The organism is Adhaeribacter radiodurans (assembly GCF_014075995.1).
Lineage (GTDB): Bacteria > Bacteroidota > Bacteroidia > Cytophagales > Hymenobacteraceae > Adhaeribacter > Adhaeribacter radiodurans.
The window spans coordinates 3,439,015-3,454,290 of the sequence record NZ_CP055153.1 but is presented as its reverse complement, the minus strand read 5'-3'; the positions used below and the strand labels follow the sequence as shown (position 1 = coordinate 3,454,290).

At 36.9% G+C, this 15,276-nt stretch carries 12 protein-coding genes; 3 read left to right on the top strand and 9 right to left on the bottom strand.

All coding sequences use genetic code 11. The features are described 5' to 3' along the window. Positions 1–137 precede the first annotated feature (137 nt). From pafA to HUW48_RS13980, 3 genes are all read right to left on the bottom strand, one after another. Positions 138–1,778, bottom strand: coding sequence for an alkaline phosphatase PafA (pafA, locus tag HUW48_RS13990; protein WP_182411542.1), 1,641 nt, complete (start codon positions 1,776–1,778; stop codon positions 138–140). Between the two features lie 652 nt (positions 1,779–2,430). Then, the gene (locus HUW48_RS13985) at positions 2,431–3,306 is read right to left on the bottom strand and encodes a DMT family transporter (RefSeq protein WP_182411541.1); all 876 of its coding nucleotides are present in this window, start codon (positions 3,304–3,306) and stop codon (positions 2,431–2,433) included. A gap of 326 nt (positions 3,307–3,632) precedes the next feature. Beyond that, positions 3,633–4,769: an acyltransferase family protein gene (locus HUW48_RS13980; RefSeq protein WP_182411540.1), complete on the bottom strand. Its 1,137-nt coding sequence runs from the start codon at positions 4,767–4,769 to the stop codon at positions 3,633–3,635. Positions 4,770–5,055: 286 nt separating this feature from the next. Here HUW48_RS13980 and HUW48_RS13975 point away from each other — a divergent pair, with 286 nt between their 5' ends. Both HUW48_RS13975 and HUW48_RS13970 read left to right on the top strand, forming a co-directional pair. Next, positions 5,056–5,595 (top strand): MmcB family DNA repair protein, encoded by a 540-nt coding sequence (locus tag HUW48_RS13975; protein ID WP_182411539.1) that lies wholly within the window; start codon positions 5,056–5,058, stop codon positions 5,593–5,595. A gap of 172 nt (positions 5,596–5,767) precedes the next feature. After that, positions 5,768–6,867 (top strand): IS3 family transposase gene (locus HUW48_RS13970; RefSeq protein ID WP_394368414.1). Its coding sequence is split into 2 segments (ribosomal slippage): positions 5,768–6,029 and positions 6,029–6,867, totalling 1,101 coding nucleotides; the frame shifts between segments, so codons are not numbered across the junction. Between the two features lie 729 nt (positions 6,868–7,596). On the opposite strand, the gene HUW48_RS13965 is transcribed toward HUW48_RS13970, so the two are convergent. The 4 genes from HUW48_RS13965 to HUW48_RS13955 all read right to left on the bottom strand — a co-directional run bounded on the left by HUW48_RS13965 (position 7,597) and on the right by HUW48_RS13955 (position 9,604). Then, the gene (locus tag HUW48_RS13965) at positions 7,597–8,052 is read right to left on the bottom strand and encodes a tellurite resistance TerB family protein (RefSeq protein ID WP_182411537.1); all 456 of its coding nucleotides are present in this window, start codon (positions 8,050–8,052) and stop codon (positions 7,597–7,599) included. Between the two features lie 512 nt (positions 8,053–8,564). After that, on the bottom strand, positions 8,565–8,687 hold the full coding sequence (locus tag HUW48_RS27305; RefSeq protein ID WP_262891442.1) for a hypothetical protein: 123 nt from the start codon (positions 8,685–8,687) through the stop codon (positions 8,565–8,567). Positions 8,688–8,692: 5 nt separating this feature from the next. Beyond that, on the bottom strand, positions 8,693–8,941 hold the full coding sequence (locus tag HUW48_RS13960; RefSeq protein WP_182411536.1) for a hypothetical protein: 249 nt from the start codon (positions 8,939–8,941) through the stop codon (positions 8,693–8,695). A gap of 414 nt (positions 8,942–9,355) precedes the next feature. Next, a complete protein-coding gene (locus tag HUW48_RS13955) occupies positions 9,356–9,604 on the bottom strand; it encodes a hypothetical protein (RefSeq protein ID WP_182411535.1) in 249 nt (82 codons plus the stop codon). 363 nt (positions 9,605–9,967) lie between these two features. Between HUW48_RS13955 and HUW48_RS13950 the strand changes: the two genes are divergently transcribed. Further along, the gene (locus tag HUW48_RS13950) at positions 9,968–10,768 is read left to right on the top strand and encodes a polysaccharide deacetylase family protein (protein ID WP_182411534.1); all 801 of its coding nucleotides are present in this window, start codon (positions 9,968–9,970) and stop codon (positions 10,766–10,768) included. Positions 10,769–11,379: 611 nt separating this feature from the next. Here the strand turns inward: HUW48_RS13950 and HUW48_RS13945 are convergent. Continuing rightward, positions 11,380–13,839 carry a TonB-dependent receptor gene (locus HUW48_RS13945; RefSeq protein WP_182411533.1) on the bottom strand — a complete coding sequence of 820 codons (2,460 nt, stop codon included), beginning with the start codon at positions 13,837–13,839 and terminating at the stop codon, positions 11,380–11,382. Between the two features lie 736 nt (positions 13,840–14,575). Next, positions 14,576–14,989, bottom strand: a complete 414-nt coding sequence (locus HUW48_RS13940) for a hypothetical protein (RefSeq protein WP_182411532.1) — start codon at positions 14,987–14,989, stop codon at positions 14,576–14,578. Positions 14,990–15,276: the final 287 nt, after the last annotated feature.

Sequence of the window (15,276 nt, the reverse complement as noted above, 5' to 3'; positions counted from 1 at the left end):
AGAGAGGAGTAAATCGAAAATTTTTGAATTGCTAATACCCTAAAACGCAAGAACCACTGCTAAACAGTGGTTCTTGTTTTATCCCGCTATTAAACATTAAATTAGAATTTCTGATTTTATGTTTATACAGGTTACATTTACTTTAAAACCTGAGTAATAGGCTGGCCAACGTTGCCATTAGGTTCCTGAATATGCAACAAGGCGGCTAAAGTAGCCGCAATATCGGTCATATGCGTAACAGCGTTGGTTTTACCGGCCTGAATTCCCCAACCCATCCACACCAAAGGAATGTGGGCATCATAGGCATTCCAGGCACCGTGGCCGGTACCCGTAGTATAGCCCGGTAACCAGGCCGGTTGTAAAATTATTTGAATGGCGCCGCTACGGTCGGCATTATACCCGTTAATTATTCTATCGCGCAGGATGGCCGGAACCGTACTTTCCTGCACTTTATTTAAATCAAGTACGTAGGCAAGGCCGGGTTTGCCTTTCAGAAAATCTATACAATCCTGTTTGATGGCACTCTCGTTTAATTTGTTTTGCGCAATCGCCGGATTATTTAAGTTAACCTGAAAATTATCAAAACCTAAAATCAAGCCTTTTACCTTGTACTTACCTTCTAATTGCTTATTCAATTCGGCTTCTAAAGCGGAACTGGGCCAGGAGCCAGCGGGAATTTTATGGTCCTGCAAAAATTTAGGATTATGCGCCGCCGCATGGTCAGCCGTCAGGAATACCGTATAATTGCCTTTGCCTACTTTGCCGTCGAGGTATTTAAAGAAATTTGCTAAATCTTTATCCAGGCGTAAATAGGTATCTTCGGTTTCGATAGCATTCACTCCAAATCTATGACCAATGTAATCCGGGGAGGAACAGCTAACCGCTAAGAAGTCGGTAACCTCGCCCTGGCCTAATTTCTCGTTTTCTATGGCAGTTCTGGCCATATCTAAAGTAAGCGTATTGCCATACGGCGTAGAGCGAATGATGCCATAATCCTTACTAAACATGCCCGATGTTTTTACCGGTAGAGTAGGAGCTGTTGTTCCGCTAAATTTGCCTTCGTACGGGGTGTCATCCGGGGTACTTTGGACGTAGGTGCTACTATTATATAAGGTATTCCAATCTTGTTTCAGGTATTTTTCTGGCAACTTCTGCGCGTTAAATTGTTTTACCCAGGCCGGCAAATCTGCCATGTAATAGGTACTGGTTATCCAATTTCCGGTAGCATCATCGAACCAATAAGCAGCATTAGCAGAATGGCCAGCGGGTAATATTCCGCCCCGGTCTTTTAAGGCAACACCAATAACTTTAGAACGGAAATTAGTTGCCAGCCTTAGCTCGTCGGTAATGGTACTCACCAGTAAATTACGCGGCGACATTTTTCCCGCTGTAGACGTGCTGCCTACCGTTTGCACCGTTGGGTCTTCGGTACAATACATGTTTTTGCCCGTTGCCTGAATCGTAAAATCGTTGCCGGTAATGCCATGAAAAGCCGGTACTGAGCCGGTATAAACGGTACTATGTCCTACGGCGGTAATAGTAGGAATATATGGAATGTAGGTGTTTTCGCAGCTAAAACCTTCGTTTAACATACGCTTAAAACCATCGGGTTGGTAGCGGTCGTAATACCGGTACAAATAATCCCAACGCATCTGGTCTACCATAATGCCTACCACCAATTTGGGTCGGGGCAAAGCCTGATTTTTAGAATTTTTGTTTTGAGCGAATAAGGGAGAAAAGTAAAGCAAGCAATAAAGTAAAAGCCAATTTTTCTTCATTTTAGTAAATTTTCAAGACTATCTGGCGAAGTCTGTTGTAGAAATAGTTTTCAGATTCAAAGTAATAGAAAAATTAGCAATTATAAACTTAGAAAATCTAAAAGCTTGCGGCGTTACACCTTTAAGTACTCAATATAAATTTTTTCAAAAAATTGTACTAAGGAAAGTTTACCTGAAGAGAATAAAATATGAGTGCTTAGTAAAATGTTGCCGAAGAATTGGGGATAAGCTGATTAAAAAGCCGTTAGTTCCTTAGCAACAAAGAATTAGTTTAATACTTGAGTGATTTATATTATTTCATTTTAGTATTCTGATAATTCTAATTTATTAAAAGGGTTTTGTCACTTTTTACCTATCCTTTTCTTTATAGTTTTAGCACTCTGGGACAAACCATAACGGATAGCTCTACTACCAGGTAGTATTTACAAATTAACTTAAGAGGATATTATAAAGAAGCCAACCCGGTAGGTATTGAAAACAGGAAGGTCGAAAACTTGCGGGAACAATAGTTTGATGATGCCTACTTCTTTTACTTTTGTCATCTTGGAAGGAACTAACCGGCAGAAATGAAGAACGGATAATTGGAAGTAAGGGTTCAGCCAGATTAACCAAACTTCGGCTAAACCTTATAGAAAATAATGCGAGTTGCCAGCTATTGCTTTTGTTTTAATTTTTCGCGTTGAGCCAAATACAAACCGGCAATTACCAAAGCAGTACCGGCATACGTATAAGTAGTAATGGGTTCTCCGAGTAAAGTATAAGAATAAAAGAAACCGAAAATAGGACACATAAACAACCATAGCGAAGCTTGTACCGCATCCTGTTTTACGAGGTAAAACCAAAGCTGTAAGGATATAATCGAAACCGGACCTATTAGCCAGAAAACGGCGCCCCAGAAATTAGCATTAAAGTGCGCACTTTCTAAATTAGTGAAGTAAAGCGTAAAGGGCAACAAGCATAAACCACCAAGTAAAACCTGCCAACCATTAATTACTAAACTGGATAATTTCCATTTTACCTGGGCGTAATAAACCGTTGCCGCCGACACCGAAACCATGCCCGTTAATAGAATAAGTAAACCCTGGAGAGTAGCATAACTGTTTTGCAGTAAAGGATACGTAGCTAAAGCCACACCTGCCAATCCCATTAAAATGCCAAAACCTTCCCGAAGTTGCAAGGGCCGACGGAGCCAAACGGCCGAGAGTAGCGTGATAAAAAGCGGATTAGTAGCGACAGATAAACTGCCTATACCGGCAGATACTTCTTTTAAGGCCAGTACAAATGCTCCCAAATAAATAGTAGTATTCAGCAGCGAAAAAATAAGTAAATGCTTCCATTCTACTCCTTTAGGGTGAGGGTTTTTACCTAGCCGGAACCCATAAGCATAAAGCAGCATTAATCCGCCCGCAATAAAAAAACGAATATTTGCCAGAATTAGTGGGTGCACCTGCACTACGCCAATTTTAGTAGCCACCGATGCCGAAGCCCACAACATGGCAAATAATAAACCGATTACTACCTTTCGCATAAAAATAAAATTTGCTAAATCGGGCGCAAAGGTATTTATTCAAATGCTAATAACGAATTGATTTCGGTTAATGCAACGGGTTCGTTTTAATTTCTAAGGGCTTTAAATTATTGCTTAGAACATTTAAAAAATAAATTATTTTGCAAGTAAGAATCTTAATTGTGACGCTGTTTAGTAGTTGTAATAGGGTCGAAATACTTCTGGTAAAAACCTAAAGAAGTGCTATGCTAGATAAAGTTGGAGGCTATACAGCTTCTGTGTTTTATTATTTTGCAAGTATCAGAAACGTATAAATTTGTTTTAACAGGTAGCTATAATATTCAACTTTAAAGGAATACTGGCTCGGATGATAAGTCTTTTTGTTTAGCTACAACTACTAAGGAAACGGGCTGAGGTAAACGGGTAGGTTCAAAGTATTTTTTTAATTGCAGGAATGGCATTTCAATAAACTTATAAGAAGCCAACGCTACCACTAGTAAAAGGAGAAAGTTTTCTGCTATCCACATGTATGTATTGTTAACGATAAAATCAGGGAAATGTAATAGCACATTTAACTTGTGGAACCAGGGATAAGTATAATAAGGAATGAGAAAGTGGTATAAGTAAAGGCCATAACTTATTTTACCCAGAGCCATTAAAATTTTGTTATCTAATAAAAACCGGAGCAGATAGGGTTTGTCTTCTTTTCTTTGAATAAAAAACAGTATTGTCCAAATGGTTAAAATTGATACCAGGAATTGAACATTTACTAAATGAAAAAAGTGAAAAGTATTGTAGCAAATGATTAAACTAAAACTTGCTATAGCAAGCCAAACTGAAATTTTATATGCCTGTTTTAATCGTTGCGGGTACATTACTACAAACCAGGAAAGTAATGCTCCCATAGCTAATGCATCTAAGCAGTACAAGGTTAAAACACTCGAAAAATCATTCTTAGAAAGTATATATTGAGCATTAAGACCTACTATAATGCTGGTTACTATTATAGGTAACAGGTATTTTCTGCTGGTAAAAAGGATTATCCAAGGCCAAACCAGGTAAAATTGTTCCTCCACTGACATCGACCACAAATGGGCTAAAGCTGGCCATTGTTGAATTTTATAGATGTAAATATTAGTAGTGAAGGTAACAAAGTATTTAAAATCAATAATATCCTTGGTAATAAGAGGAAAAAAGTAGTAAATGCCAAGAACAAGAAAATAAGCGGGAAACAATCTTAATCCACGCTTTATTAAGAAGTTTTTGATTAAAGTTAGTTTATTCGTTTCCAGAATTTCTGCTTTCTTCCTTTCTTTTAGTAGAATATTGGTTATTAAAAAACCACTTAGAGTAAAGAAAATAGTGGGGGCGTTAATTAATTCCGATAATCTATACCAAAAACTGTCTTTGGGAAACCAATGAACAATAATTACGGTGAAAATAGCTAAAGCACGCAAGCTATCTAATTGTTTTATATACTTCATATGGTTTCAAAAAGGTTGATTTCTAAACCTTCCTTTCTGTAAAATAGGCAACTTGACAAGTGAGCTAAGTTTAATATTTCTGAATAATGTACAAGAAAGATGCCATTATATAGTTTGTAAAGTATATAGGTACTGTTTTATGTTCTAACCAATTACAAAAATTAACTACATTTTTGTAAGGCAAGGCTTAGAACAGTTACAATAAGTAAAAACTTAATAAATTAGTTTCTAAAACAAGGCAGATAAGTACTAAAGTTAGATGAAGCGGAGATCTAGAGAGAAAATAATGAAAACGGAAAAACAACCTTTACCTACCTTGTGCGAAATGGAAACGGCGGTGGCAAAGCTTTGGGACGTGCGGCGACATGTTATAGTACCCAACATAAGCTGGGGCATGAAACTGCACGAATGTGATTTATTAATCTTAACCAAAGCTAATTACGCCATTGAAGTAGAGATAAAACGCAGCAAAGCCGATTTAAAAAAAGATGTGGAAAAAGCGCACGCGCATCAATCTAAACGCATAAAAGAATTATGGTTTGCCATTCCGGAACAACTTAAAAATTGCCTTGACTTAATTCCGGAGCATGCGGGTATTATTATCGTTAAAAAAAGGAAATTAAAAAGCTTAAAGGTGGAATATCGGGCGGTACGTAAACGCTTGCCCGTTACCAATAAAGAAGCCATAAAGTTAACGGAAGCCGAAGTATCAAATTTGAAAAGGTTGGGCTGTATGCGAATCTGGTCTTTAAAGGCTACCATACTAAACCTGCAGCAAGAGTTACAACAAATAAAAGAGGAAAGAATCTTACTGGAAGTTTCTTAATGATCTACCTAATTCCGTAACACTATAAAATTTTTATTATACTGAGGTCTTAGGACAGGGCAAATTTTAATTTGCTTTAAGTTGGAATAGTCTAAGTATTAGTTTTGATGTAAGCTTCCCCAAAAATAGAACTGTTCAGGAAGAGGAAAAAACTTAACTTAGAACAGTACTTATGAAAAGAAAGATCTTTAGTCCCCAACAAATTGCTAAAATTCTCAAGGAATTTGAGGATGGTAAAAGTGCGGCCGAGATTAGCCGAGAGCATGGAGTGAGTCAAGCGGCTTTTTACAAATGGCGGCAACGTTACAACGGTATGGATGCGACCGAGCTGAAGCGGCTCAAGGATTTAGAAGAAGAGAACCGGCGGTTGAAAGCCATGTATGCGGAACTAGCCTTAGACTTAAAATTAGCGAAGGAGATCATCGAAAAAAAGCTTTGAAGCCCTGCCAAAAGCGACAGCTGGTGGAAGAGGTTTACCAGCAACCACAAGCCGGCATCAGCAGGGCGTGCCGGGTATTGAGCTTAAGCAAGTCGGTTTACTATTATCAAGCTGTTAAAGAGGACCAACCGGTGGAAGAAGCTTTACGGCAGAAAGCCGAGCAGCATCCCCGAGAAGGTTTTTGGAAGGTCTATGTACGGTTACGTAAAGAAGGCCATCTTTGGAATCATAAACGGGTTTATCGCATCTACACCGCTTTGGGTTTAAACCTGCGTCGTAAAGCGAAAAAGCGTCTACCCGCCCGCATCCAACAGCCCCTGCAAGTACCGCAGACATTGAACTATACTTGGTCGATTGATTTTATGAGTGATGCTTTGCTGAACGGGCGAAAGTTCCGCTCTTTCCATGTGCTAGATGATTATAACCGGGAAATCTTGCATATTGAAGTGGACTTTTCTTTGAAAAGCAACCGGGTAGTTTGGGTACTGAATCACCTATTAAAGCGAAGAGAAAAACCAAAACAGATCCGAATGGATAACGGACCAGAGTTTGTGGCTAGCTTAATGAAGGAATGGAGTCAGGTCCAAGGGATAGAATTTAAATATATTCAACCCGGCAAGCCAACGCAAAACGCCTTTGTAGAACGGTTTAACGGTACCTTCCGCCGAAATGTACTTAATGCTTACTTATTTGAAAACCTGGAGGAAGTAAGAGAAATTACGGCGACTTGGCTCGAGGATTACAACCATAAAAGACCACATGATGCTTTGAATGGAATGGCTCCCGTTGAATATGCTAGAAAAAAGCAGCTTAGTAAAGTAGTATCACCTTAATTAGAATTTATAATTGTAACCAGTTCTAAAAACGGGAAGCTTACATTTATATTATTTAAGCATTCTTGTTAGCAGACATACAATTAAATACCAATAACTAGGAATAGAAAGGCGGAAGAAAGGTGTCTATTGTCCAGAGAATTAGTAATAGTAAGAATACTCCTATCAAAAAGAAGAGGATTGATTTGTTCTTAAGAGATTTGAACTTATCAGGCGGCATATTTTTGTTTATCGGAACGGATGAAATCCACTTCAAGATAAAAATCAATGAAAATGTTATAAAATAATAATAGGAATAATCCAAAAACTTTTGGGCAAGAACATTTTCTTTTAGAATTTTTGGTGTTAGAATAAGAGTTCCCGCTTTATTATCGAGAATGGCCAGTAATGAAAGCACAGAAATATAATAGCTGGCAAGAATTCCCTTAAATTTAATTTTATAATAAGGTTCCCCAACAACCTCTCCATAATGCCGCATCGCCCAGATTTAATAAAAGTCTCTTAAATCTATTTAGTCCTTTAATTACTTAACCTAAATGAAGGGTATTTGGCAGTTATTGTTGTTTTAGTGCCCCAATTTTAATTTGACTACTTACAATATAAAAATGAAGCAAGTGCTTTTCAGGTTAAAGTTGCCAAATTTGCGAAGTACTGGAAATTGTTATTAACTCGACTTTTAGATAAAATCCGGCAGGTTAGGTTTTAAAAGTTTTAAAATAAGCGGGTGCCTTACAGTTGAATATTATCTTTATTCTTAATTAATATAACTTCTATTATTTTTCTGGCTACGTTCTCTTCTAAATCCAAAGCACTGGCTAAATAATCCGTAATTTCTTTTTCTTTATCGGCTAAAATTCCGTCGGCTAACAGGAGCTCCACAATTAAAGCAAACAACGTTGGCTTATTTTCTTCCGCTACTTTCTCTACGCTTCGGTCAATCAGTTCTTTACTACCTAGTTGCAATTGCAAAGTCATAACTTTTTCGTAGAGCGCCACCTTATCTATGTTATGGAAAAGAGTTTTGGCAACCATTATTTGAGAAAGTTTATTCGTTTCCGCCTCCGAAATATCATCATCAACCGCCATGCAGCTAAACATAATGGCCAACCAGGCTTCGGGTTCAGATTTAGGAATATAGGTAATAGTGGGTTGCGTTGGTTTGAGTACAGTGTCAAAAAGTCCCATAGTTGTAATAGTAAATTACCTTAATCAGGCAAAGAAACTAAATACCAGATTAAAAATTTATTAAGATCGTTAATTTAAAAATTCGTGCTGTTCACGGTAAACAGGCTGTTAAAAATATTGTTTAGCTCTTACCACCTTAAATTCTTTTAAAGTGCTTTTTTGCTTATATTTTTTACTGAAAATCAAACATAATAAATATAAGACAAAGCGATAGAAATAAGTAATGCTAAGTCACAATTTTTCATTACCTGTTTTTTGTCTATTCATTTGTTTTTTGAAGGTTTAACCAATAAAAGCTCTTTTTCCTGTTCATCTTATAGCTGCCAATTAAATAATTAAGTTCAGTTAATTACAAACGTAGCGCAACTAAAATTAATATGTTTGGGCCAAAACAAAAGCCACCAAGCAGGTGGCTTTTCTAAATAGTAAAGTAAATCATTACAAAAAAAGTAAATGCAGGTTAGTATTCGTAATTCGGAAACCTGCGGATAGGGCTTGTATTTACAAGTTTCCTAAATTTTAAATTTACGCCGGCTATTCGATTTCTGCGTCCACCGTTGCTTGAACCATTCAATACTTACCCAGACGACCCAGGCCATTATGATTACGGCTACTACCCATTGTTGACCATTCATAGCGTTTAACCTGTAATTTCTGATAAGTCTATTAATTCTAAGTAAGGTTCCAGCAAGTCCAGCGATTTAAAGCCTCTTACTAAATCCACTTCGTTGTCCTCTATCCGGCACCAGACTTCCGCAAAAAATTTCCCGATGGTGTAGAGATATATGCGATAAGCCCCGCTACCACGAACTACAATTAAGGTGCCCTGCGTAAAAGCCAACTCCGCCCGCCGATAGTGATCGTTACTAAAAAATTCGTATAGATTCATAACAAACTAAGTGTAATAGGGTAGAGAGTTAAATAAATAGAAAGTCTTTGTCTTCCTTTTTTTGAGAACTTGCAATAACTACGATAATCAGAGTAAAAGTGAGTAAAGATCTTAGCATATAGTATTGATTATTATTTATATATATAATTATAAATATTATGCCAGACTAAGTTGCGAACGGTACATAGCAAAACTTTTTACCCGTGTTTTATAAAATTTATCATTAGCCTTCGTCGAATTACTTTACACTACTTAGCAATAGAACAACCATAAGAAAATAAGCAGGTGCAAAGGGTACGTAAAAAAACGGAGGGAGGATTTAATCGGCTTTATTTTAGCTCTTAACTTTAACTTCTGATTTTATAAAATAAAGGAGCTAAATGAAACCTGGATATGTTTGAACAAGGCGCTAGGCTAGTAATTTATATCTAATTTTATTTTATTTAAATAAGGCTCCAGCATCGAAATATTCTGAAAGTTGCCGATGTAATCACAAGTACTATACTGCGGCCGGCAATACAGTTCCACGAAGAAATCATGCACATAATAGAGTTTAATTTCAAATACATTTGTTCGGCGAACAGCCAGATATGTTCCCCATTTTTTTAGATATACCATTTTTTCTAAATGGGTTAAATGGTTAAAATCTTTTAAACTCAACATGGCTTTAGTGGTTTAATAGCAGAATTAAAATTTACTAACAAGACGGATAGAAGAGGGGATATAGTTGCCAGGAGTTTGGCGCTACCTAAATAATAAATTAAAGCGATAAGGTATTTGGTTGTTAATGTGGGTTTCTATCCATTTCTAAAGGCAAACAAAATAACCGTGTTATAGTAAACTAGTTATTCAGTATTTTAATGCCACTAACCATAGTAATGGGTATGGGTAATAACTTACCGGCAGTTTTATTTGAGATGAAACAAAGCAAATTAAAATCTGCCTAAAAACTTTGTCTTACAACTTTATAAATTAAAAACTGAAAGTTGGTCCATTTCCTAAATTCAAATCCCAAAATCAAGTTATATGAAAAAACAGCTTACTTTTTTATTTCTGCTATACATTACGTTTACTACGGTTATTCAAGCTCAAAATAAAACATCTTGGAAAGGAAAAAAATGCGCTGTGGTTTTAACCTACGATGATGGCCTGAATACGCATGTAAACCGGGTTATTCCTGCTCTGGATTCACTGGGTTTAAAGGGTACGTTTTACATTTCGGATTATTTTGGCGGATTGCAGGCCCAAATTCCTAAATGGCGGGTAGCGGCAGCAAAAGGTCATGAATTGGCCAATCATACCATTAATCACCCTTGCACGGGTAGTTTGCCCGGGAGAGAATTTGTAAAACCCGATGCTGATTTAAATAATTATTCAATACGCCGGATGACCGATGAAATCCGAACAATGAATACTCTGCTGTACGCCATAGACGGTAAGGTTAAAAGAACTTTTGCTTATCCGTGCGGCGACACAAAGATTAATAACACGCCTTATTTAGATGGTTTGAAAGATGCTTTTATTGGGGCCCGAGGAGTGAGTCCTGCCATGCCGACAATTGATAAAATAGATTTATACAATATTAATTGCTACATGGTAAATGGTCAAACGGGCGAGGAGCTGATAAATTTAGTAAAGCAAGCCGAAGCTAAACAAGGTTTATTGGTGTTTTTATTTCATGGAGTAGGAGGCGAGCACAGTCTAAATGTTTCGTTATCAGCCCATCACCAATTGTTACAATACTTAAAAAAGCGCGAAAAAGATCTTTGGGTTGCCCCCATGTTAGAGGTAGCCGAATTTGCAAAGGAGCAGCAAAAGAAACTCTAGAATATTTAAAGTTTCTTTATCTGGTGGAGAATAAAAAACTATTATCGAACTAGTTCTTTATTTACCGAATTCAATTGAGCTGCTTTGGATTATAATTTCGAACTAATTTTAGAGAAAAAAGTAAGTCCAGATCCGTTTTCTATCAGTTAAGAACTTTACGGAGTGAAAAATTTACTAAATAGTTTTCCAGCGAACAAGTGTATTACTTATTTAACGTGCCTACGAGATAAAGATAAGTATAGAATAAAATGGAAGCTCCTGTTCCTTTTATTCCTCATTTTGCAAGAATCTAATCGGTTACTAACTGGTTAGATTCTTACATGATGACTAGATAAACATCAAGAAACTAAAGAAAATAATTTCATCTTTCTTATTTATTCTTTGTATAGTTCAGTTCTTATAGCAAACGCACGTTAACTTGGGCTTAAATATTCGTTTACATTTGCTCTACCAAAATAATCTAAAGAAATCAGCCACATTTTAAAGTTAAAAATTAGAGTGTATTTAAGTCTGATTAGGCATTTAATTTATTATGGCGGTATTATTCCTGTAAGCTTATTTTGATACAATGTGGTAAGCTATTCTGGCAATTTGAATAGTTTACCACAAAATTAAAAAGGAATAATAACCTTGGCGCTGAAGTTTCGGCCCATGTTGTATATTCCCCGGTGATTATTAGGAGAAGCCTGAAAATATTCAAAATATTTAAGCCGGTTTAAGTGCGATTGGTACGCTTTATCAAATAAATTATTCACCTGAAAGAAAAGCTGGCAAAATACTCGTCCGGATTTTTGTTTTACATTGGTTCCTACCCCCGTATTAAAAAGTACATAGCCGGAAGTAGGCGTTTCGGTGTTATCTACTGCATAAATTTTGTTTTGCCTGCCGTAAGCATCTAATTCCAGGCGGGCGTAAATGCCGGTGTAAGCGCCAACGGATTTCCGTAAAGTTCCGCGAATCTCCGAGCGGTAATGCAAGGGCAATATAAAAGGTAAGTATTTAGCTGCATCGCCGTACGTTTCGCGAAGTTTACTATTTTTATTAATTCCGTTTACGTAAGCTAAACTGTTGTTAAAGTTTAGCCAAGGCACCGATTCCGGGTGCAGGTTTAAAGTAAATTCGCCGCCGTAAAGTTGGGCTTTAGATTGTTGGTATTTATAGGTAAGATTACCTTGGTCATCTACAATGGGTTGCCCTTGATCATCACTTAAGCGGGCCTGGAAAATATAGTTGGATATGCGGTTATCAAACAATTCCACGCTGATATCCAGGTTTTTCAGGTAAGCCAAAAAGCTAATATCTTTCTGAAAGTTAAATTCTGGTTTAAATTCCCGATTGCCCTGGTACCGAATGTGCGCACCAGGGTCTAAACCGTTAGAACCTACCTCATTTATATTAGGCGAACGATAGCCACGCGCTAGATTGGCCTTTAGTAAAATTTGATCTGATAAATTATAAGTAGCACCCAAGCTACCCGAAATACCGTGGTATTGATGCGTAAATTCCGGGAATTGCAAATAGGCTCCAGGCTCTTGGGCATTCACCTTTTGGCCGAAACCAGTTGCATTAGTACCGGTGTAAAAATCATTCCAGGTTAAATGGCGGGTATCGTACCGAATGCCCCCCGATACATCAAACTTACCTAAAGTACGTTTAGTAAACACAAAAGTGCCTACATCAAACAAGTCATAATCCGGAATGGGAAAATTGGTAGCATCTTTATTTTGGTTTGTTTGATACATACCGTTTACGCCCAAGGTAGTTTCTAAGCCATTCCAGGTGGGTAAGTTGTAGTGCACATCATAGTTAAAAGTATTTAAAACCAAAAATAGAGCGGCTTTATCGGGCAGAGTAGGAAACAAGAATTCGCGGCGCCGGCTTTGCTGAAACCCGAAAGTAGCATTAATATTCCCCTGGCCAATAATGAACTGGTTATGCGTGTAAACCCGGTAATGTTGAATAGCCTGATGCAGATTGCCGATAGCGTAGGTTTTTAATTCATTATCTGGTACAATGGGTCGATTCTTTATTTCATCCTCGTTGCCCTCCCTAATAGGTTTGGTAAACTTGCGACTTAATGAATCGCGGCTGCCATCCGGAATTTCTTGCAGGTTGTCGTATAAGGTGGTTGATATTTGTGAAAAGCCCCAGGTTTTATCTACCCTGGCGGTTCCGCTTAAATTGTATTCGCGGTAGGCACTGCCATACACCCAACCATCAACGGGGTTCTGGTAGTTATGCGCTCTTTTTTGGGTGCCCCGTAAATAAAATTTCCAATCGCTTTTGTTGTACGAAATGCCTAACGAAGTACCAATTAACCCATTATTGCTATGAAAATCCGTTAATAAATCGCCTTTTAGCTTGCCATCTACTCCTTTTGGTATAGCCGGAATCATGTTAATGACGCCCGCTAAAGCATCCGATCCGTATGTAAGACTAGCCGGTCCTTTTACTACTTCGGCCCGGTCAATTCCATATTGGTCTACTTCGGTACCGTGTTCATCGCCCCATTGCTGGCCTTCCTGCCGGATACCATCGTACATATTTAACACCCGGTTATAACCTAATCCACGGATAAATGGCTTCGAAATATTAGGGCCCGTAGTGGTAGCACTTACCCCCGGAACGCCTTTAACAATAGCATCTATAATATTTGAATTTACATTAATGTTTATTTCCTTTTTGGAGATAGTAGCTATTGGGATGGGACTTTTTTTAACTTCGGTGGCGCGCGTAACGCCGGTAACTACAATCTCCTCCAGCTTTGAGGTTATTTCTTTTAAGATAAAATTAATGGTGATAGTTGATCCGGGAGTTAAGTTAGCCGAAGCTTTTTGGGATTGGTAGCCAATACTGGAGGCACCCACTTCAATAGAGCCGGGAGGTATATTTTTGATTTCGTAATAACCTTTATCGTTGGAAGTAGCCCCGAGCCTAGTACCCATTACTCCTACGGAGGCATAAGCCAACGGCTCCCCATTCGCCATTACCCGCCCTTTTATACTACTGTTCTGCGCTAGCAGGGAAATGGAAATAAGTAAAAAAGAGAATAAGGTAAAGCTTTTTTTCATGTAGTATTATTATGCCGTGTGTAACTAAGTACCTGACCAAAAGTGATTATTTATATTTAATATAGTAATTGCGCTTGTAAATTACTTAATACCAACCGCTTATACAGTAAATGAATATTTAATAATTTGCTACTTGCGCCTTTTTCCTTCCTATGAATAGCTTTAAACAGCAATTGTTTAAATTCAATAACTGGTAAGTAGAAATACCAATAGTTTTAACGAGAGCAAATTTACGGTTACAGTAAAACAAAAATTCTGATGCTAAATCGTATAACATACATGCAGTAGAAAGTGCTTTACCTTGGGTAACTAGTATAAAGCTGCAATTATATGAATTGAAATAGAAATTCCTATATTCAATCTTCAATAAAAAATTGTAAAATTAAACACGTGTCAATCAAAAGGTAAGCTAAGTACAAGGGTACTAAATCTTATTTAAGTAATTTTCTTAAAACTTACTTTTAATTGTAGGAAGCTTTAAGGGATTACTTACTACAGTAAAATGTAATGAAGCGGGTGAATTATTGCGTAAGTACAATTATCAATACTTTACTCGGGAAAGTTTTAAATTTATTATACTACTAATCTTTTAAATAGAAATATAACTATAGCAGGATAAAGTATAGAAGCTCAATAATGCTTAAAGCGAAGAAAATATTGAAAAGCTTCTAAAATTGAAGAAAGGTTGGTTTTACAGAAAAGTATTTACTTAATTTGGCAGTTAGAAAAAGTAAAATTAAATTTCTTTTAGCCAGGAAGTGGCTGTTTCAATATCATCGAAAACCAAAATAGTAATATTAGGGATATCGTATTTAAGAGCTTGTTCTAATGAAGCCTGACTTTCGGAGCAGGGAGATTGTACCCAAGCCATAAAAAAGCAGCCGGCTCCCAAAAAGCGGGGAAACCAACTATTTATTAACCAGTTGTTAATTCCATCGGCCCAACTGCCAAACACATGTCGGTTATCGTTTATAATTTTTTTTACGGGATACTTATGTAAAGCTAAAAGTATATCTTCGCAGCCAATCATTCCCATTTCATCGTTAATCTTACCCTTCCAGTTTATATATAGCCATTCCTGTTCGGCAATATATTCTATTTCGATATAAGGCTTTTTAATAAAACTAACTTTAGAAATAGCAGTTGTCATTTTTAGCTATAATTAAAAATTGAAATGTGTATAAATCATTCATACAACTATACATAAGTAGGTTCTAAAGCGGATTGGAGTATAACAAAGTTAATCAAAATAATACAAAAAAAAATAAAAATAAGGCTTTTAATTATCCACAATCAATTTAAGTATTGCAATTTAAACAAAAGTGTAGCTTAATTATTTATTAATATATGCATATAAAAACTTAAATCCGTTATAAAATTTATAATTCTAAAACGTATTATGGTCGTTTTAATGTATATGCTGGTTAAAGTGAATAG

Coding starts and splice junctions, on each gene's coding strand:
- HUW48_RS13965 (WP_182411537.1), bottom strand. CDS start 8,052: ATGGGACTTTTTGACACTGTACTCAAACCAACGCAACCCACTATTACC.
- HUW48_RS13940 (WP_182411532.1), bottom strand. CDS start 14,989: ATGACAACTGCTATTTCTAAAGTTAGTTTTATTAAAAAGCCTTATATC.
- HUW48_RS27305 (WP_262891442.1), bottom strand. CDS start 8,687: ATGAATGGTCAACAATGGGTAGTAGCCGTAATCATAATGGCCTGGGTC.
- HUW48_RS13945 (WP_182411533.1), bottom strand. CDS start 13,839: ATGAAAAAAAGCTTTACCTTATTCTCTTTTTTACTTATTTCCATTTCC.
- HUW48_RS13950 (WP_182411534.1), top strand. CDS start 9,968: ATGAAAAAACAGCTTACTTTTTTATTTCTGCTATACATTACGTTTACT.
- HUW48_RS13985 (WP_182411541.1), bottom strand. CDS start 3,306: ATGCGAAAGGTAGTAATCGGTTTATTATTTGCCATGTTGTGGGCTTCG.
- HUW48_RS13975 (WP_182411539.1), top strand. CDS start 5,056: ATGAAAACGGAAAAACAACCTTTACCTACCTTGTGCGAAATGGAAACG.
- HUW48_RS13980 (WP_182411540.1), bottom strand. CDS start 4,769: ATGAAGTATATAAAACAATTAGATAGCTTGCGTGCTTTAGCTATTTTC.
- HUW48_RS13960 (WP_182411536.1), bottom strand. CDS start 8,941: ATGAATCTATACGAATTTTTTAGTAACGATCACTATCGGCGGGCGGAG.
- HUW48_RS13955 (WP_182411535.1), bottom strand. CDS start 9,604: ATGTTGAGTTTAAAAGATTTTAACCATTTAACCCATTTAGAAAAAATG.
- pafA (WP_182411542.1), bottom strand. CDS start 1,778: ATGAAGAAAAATTGGCTTTTACTTTATTGCTTGCTTTACTTTTCTCCC.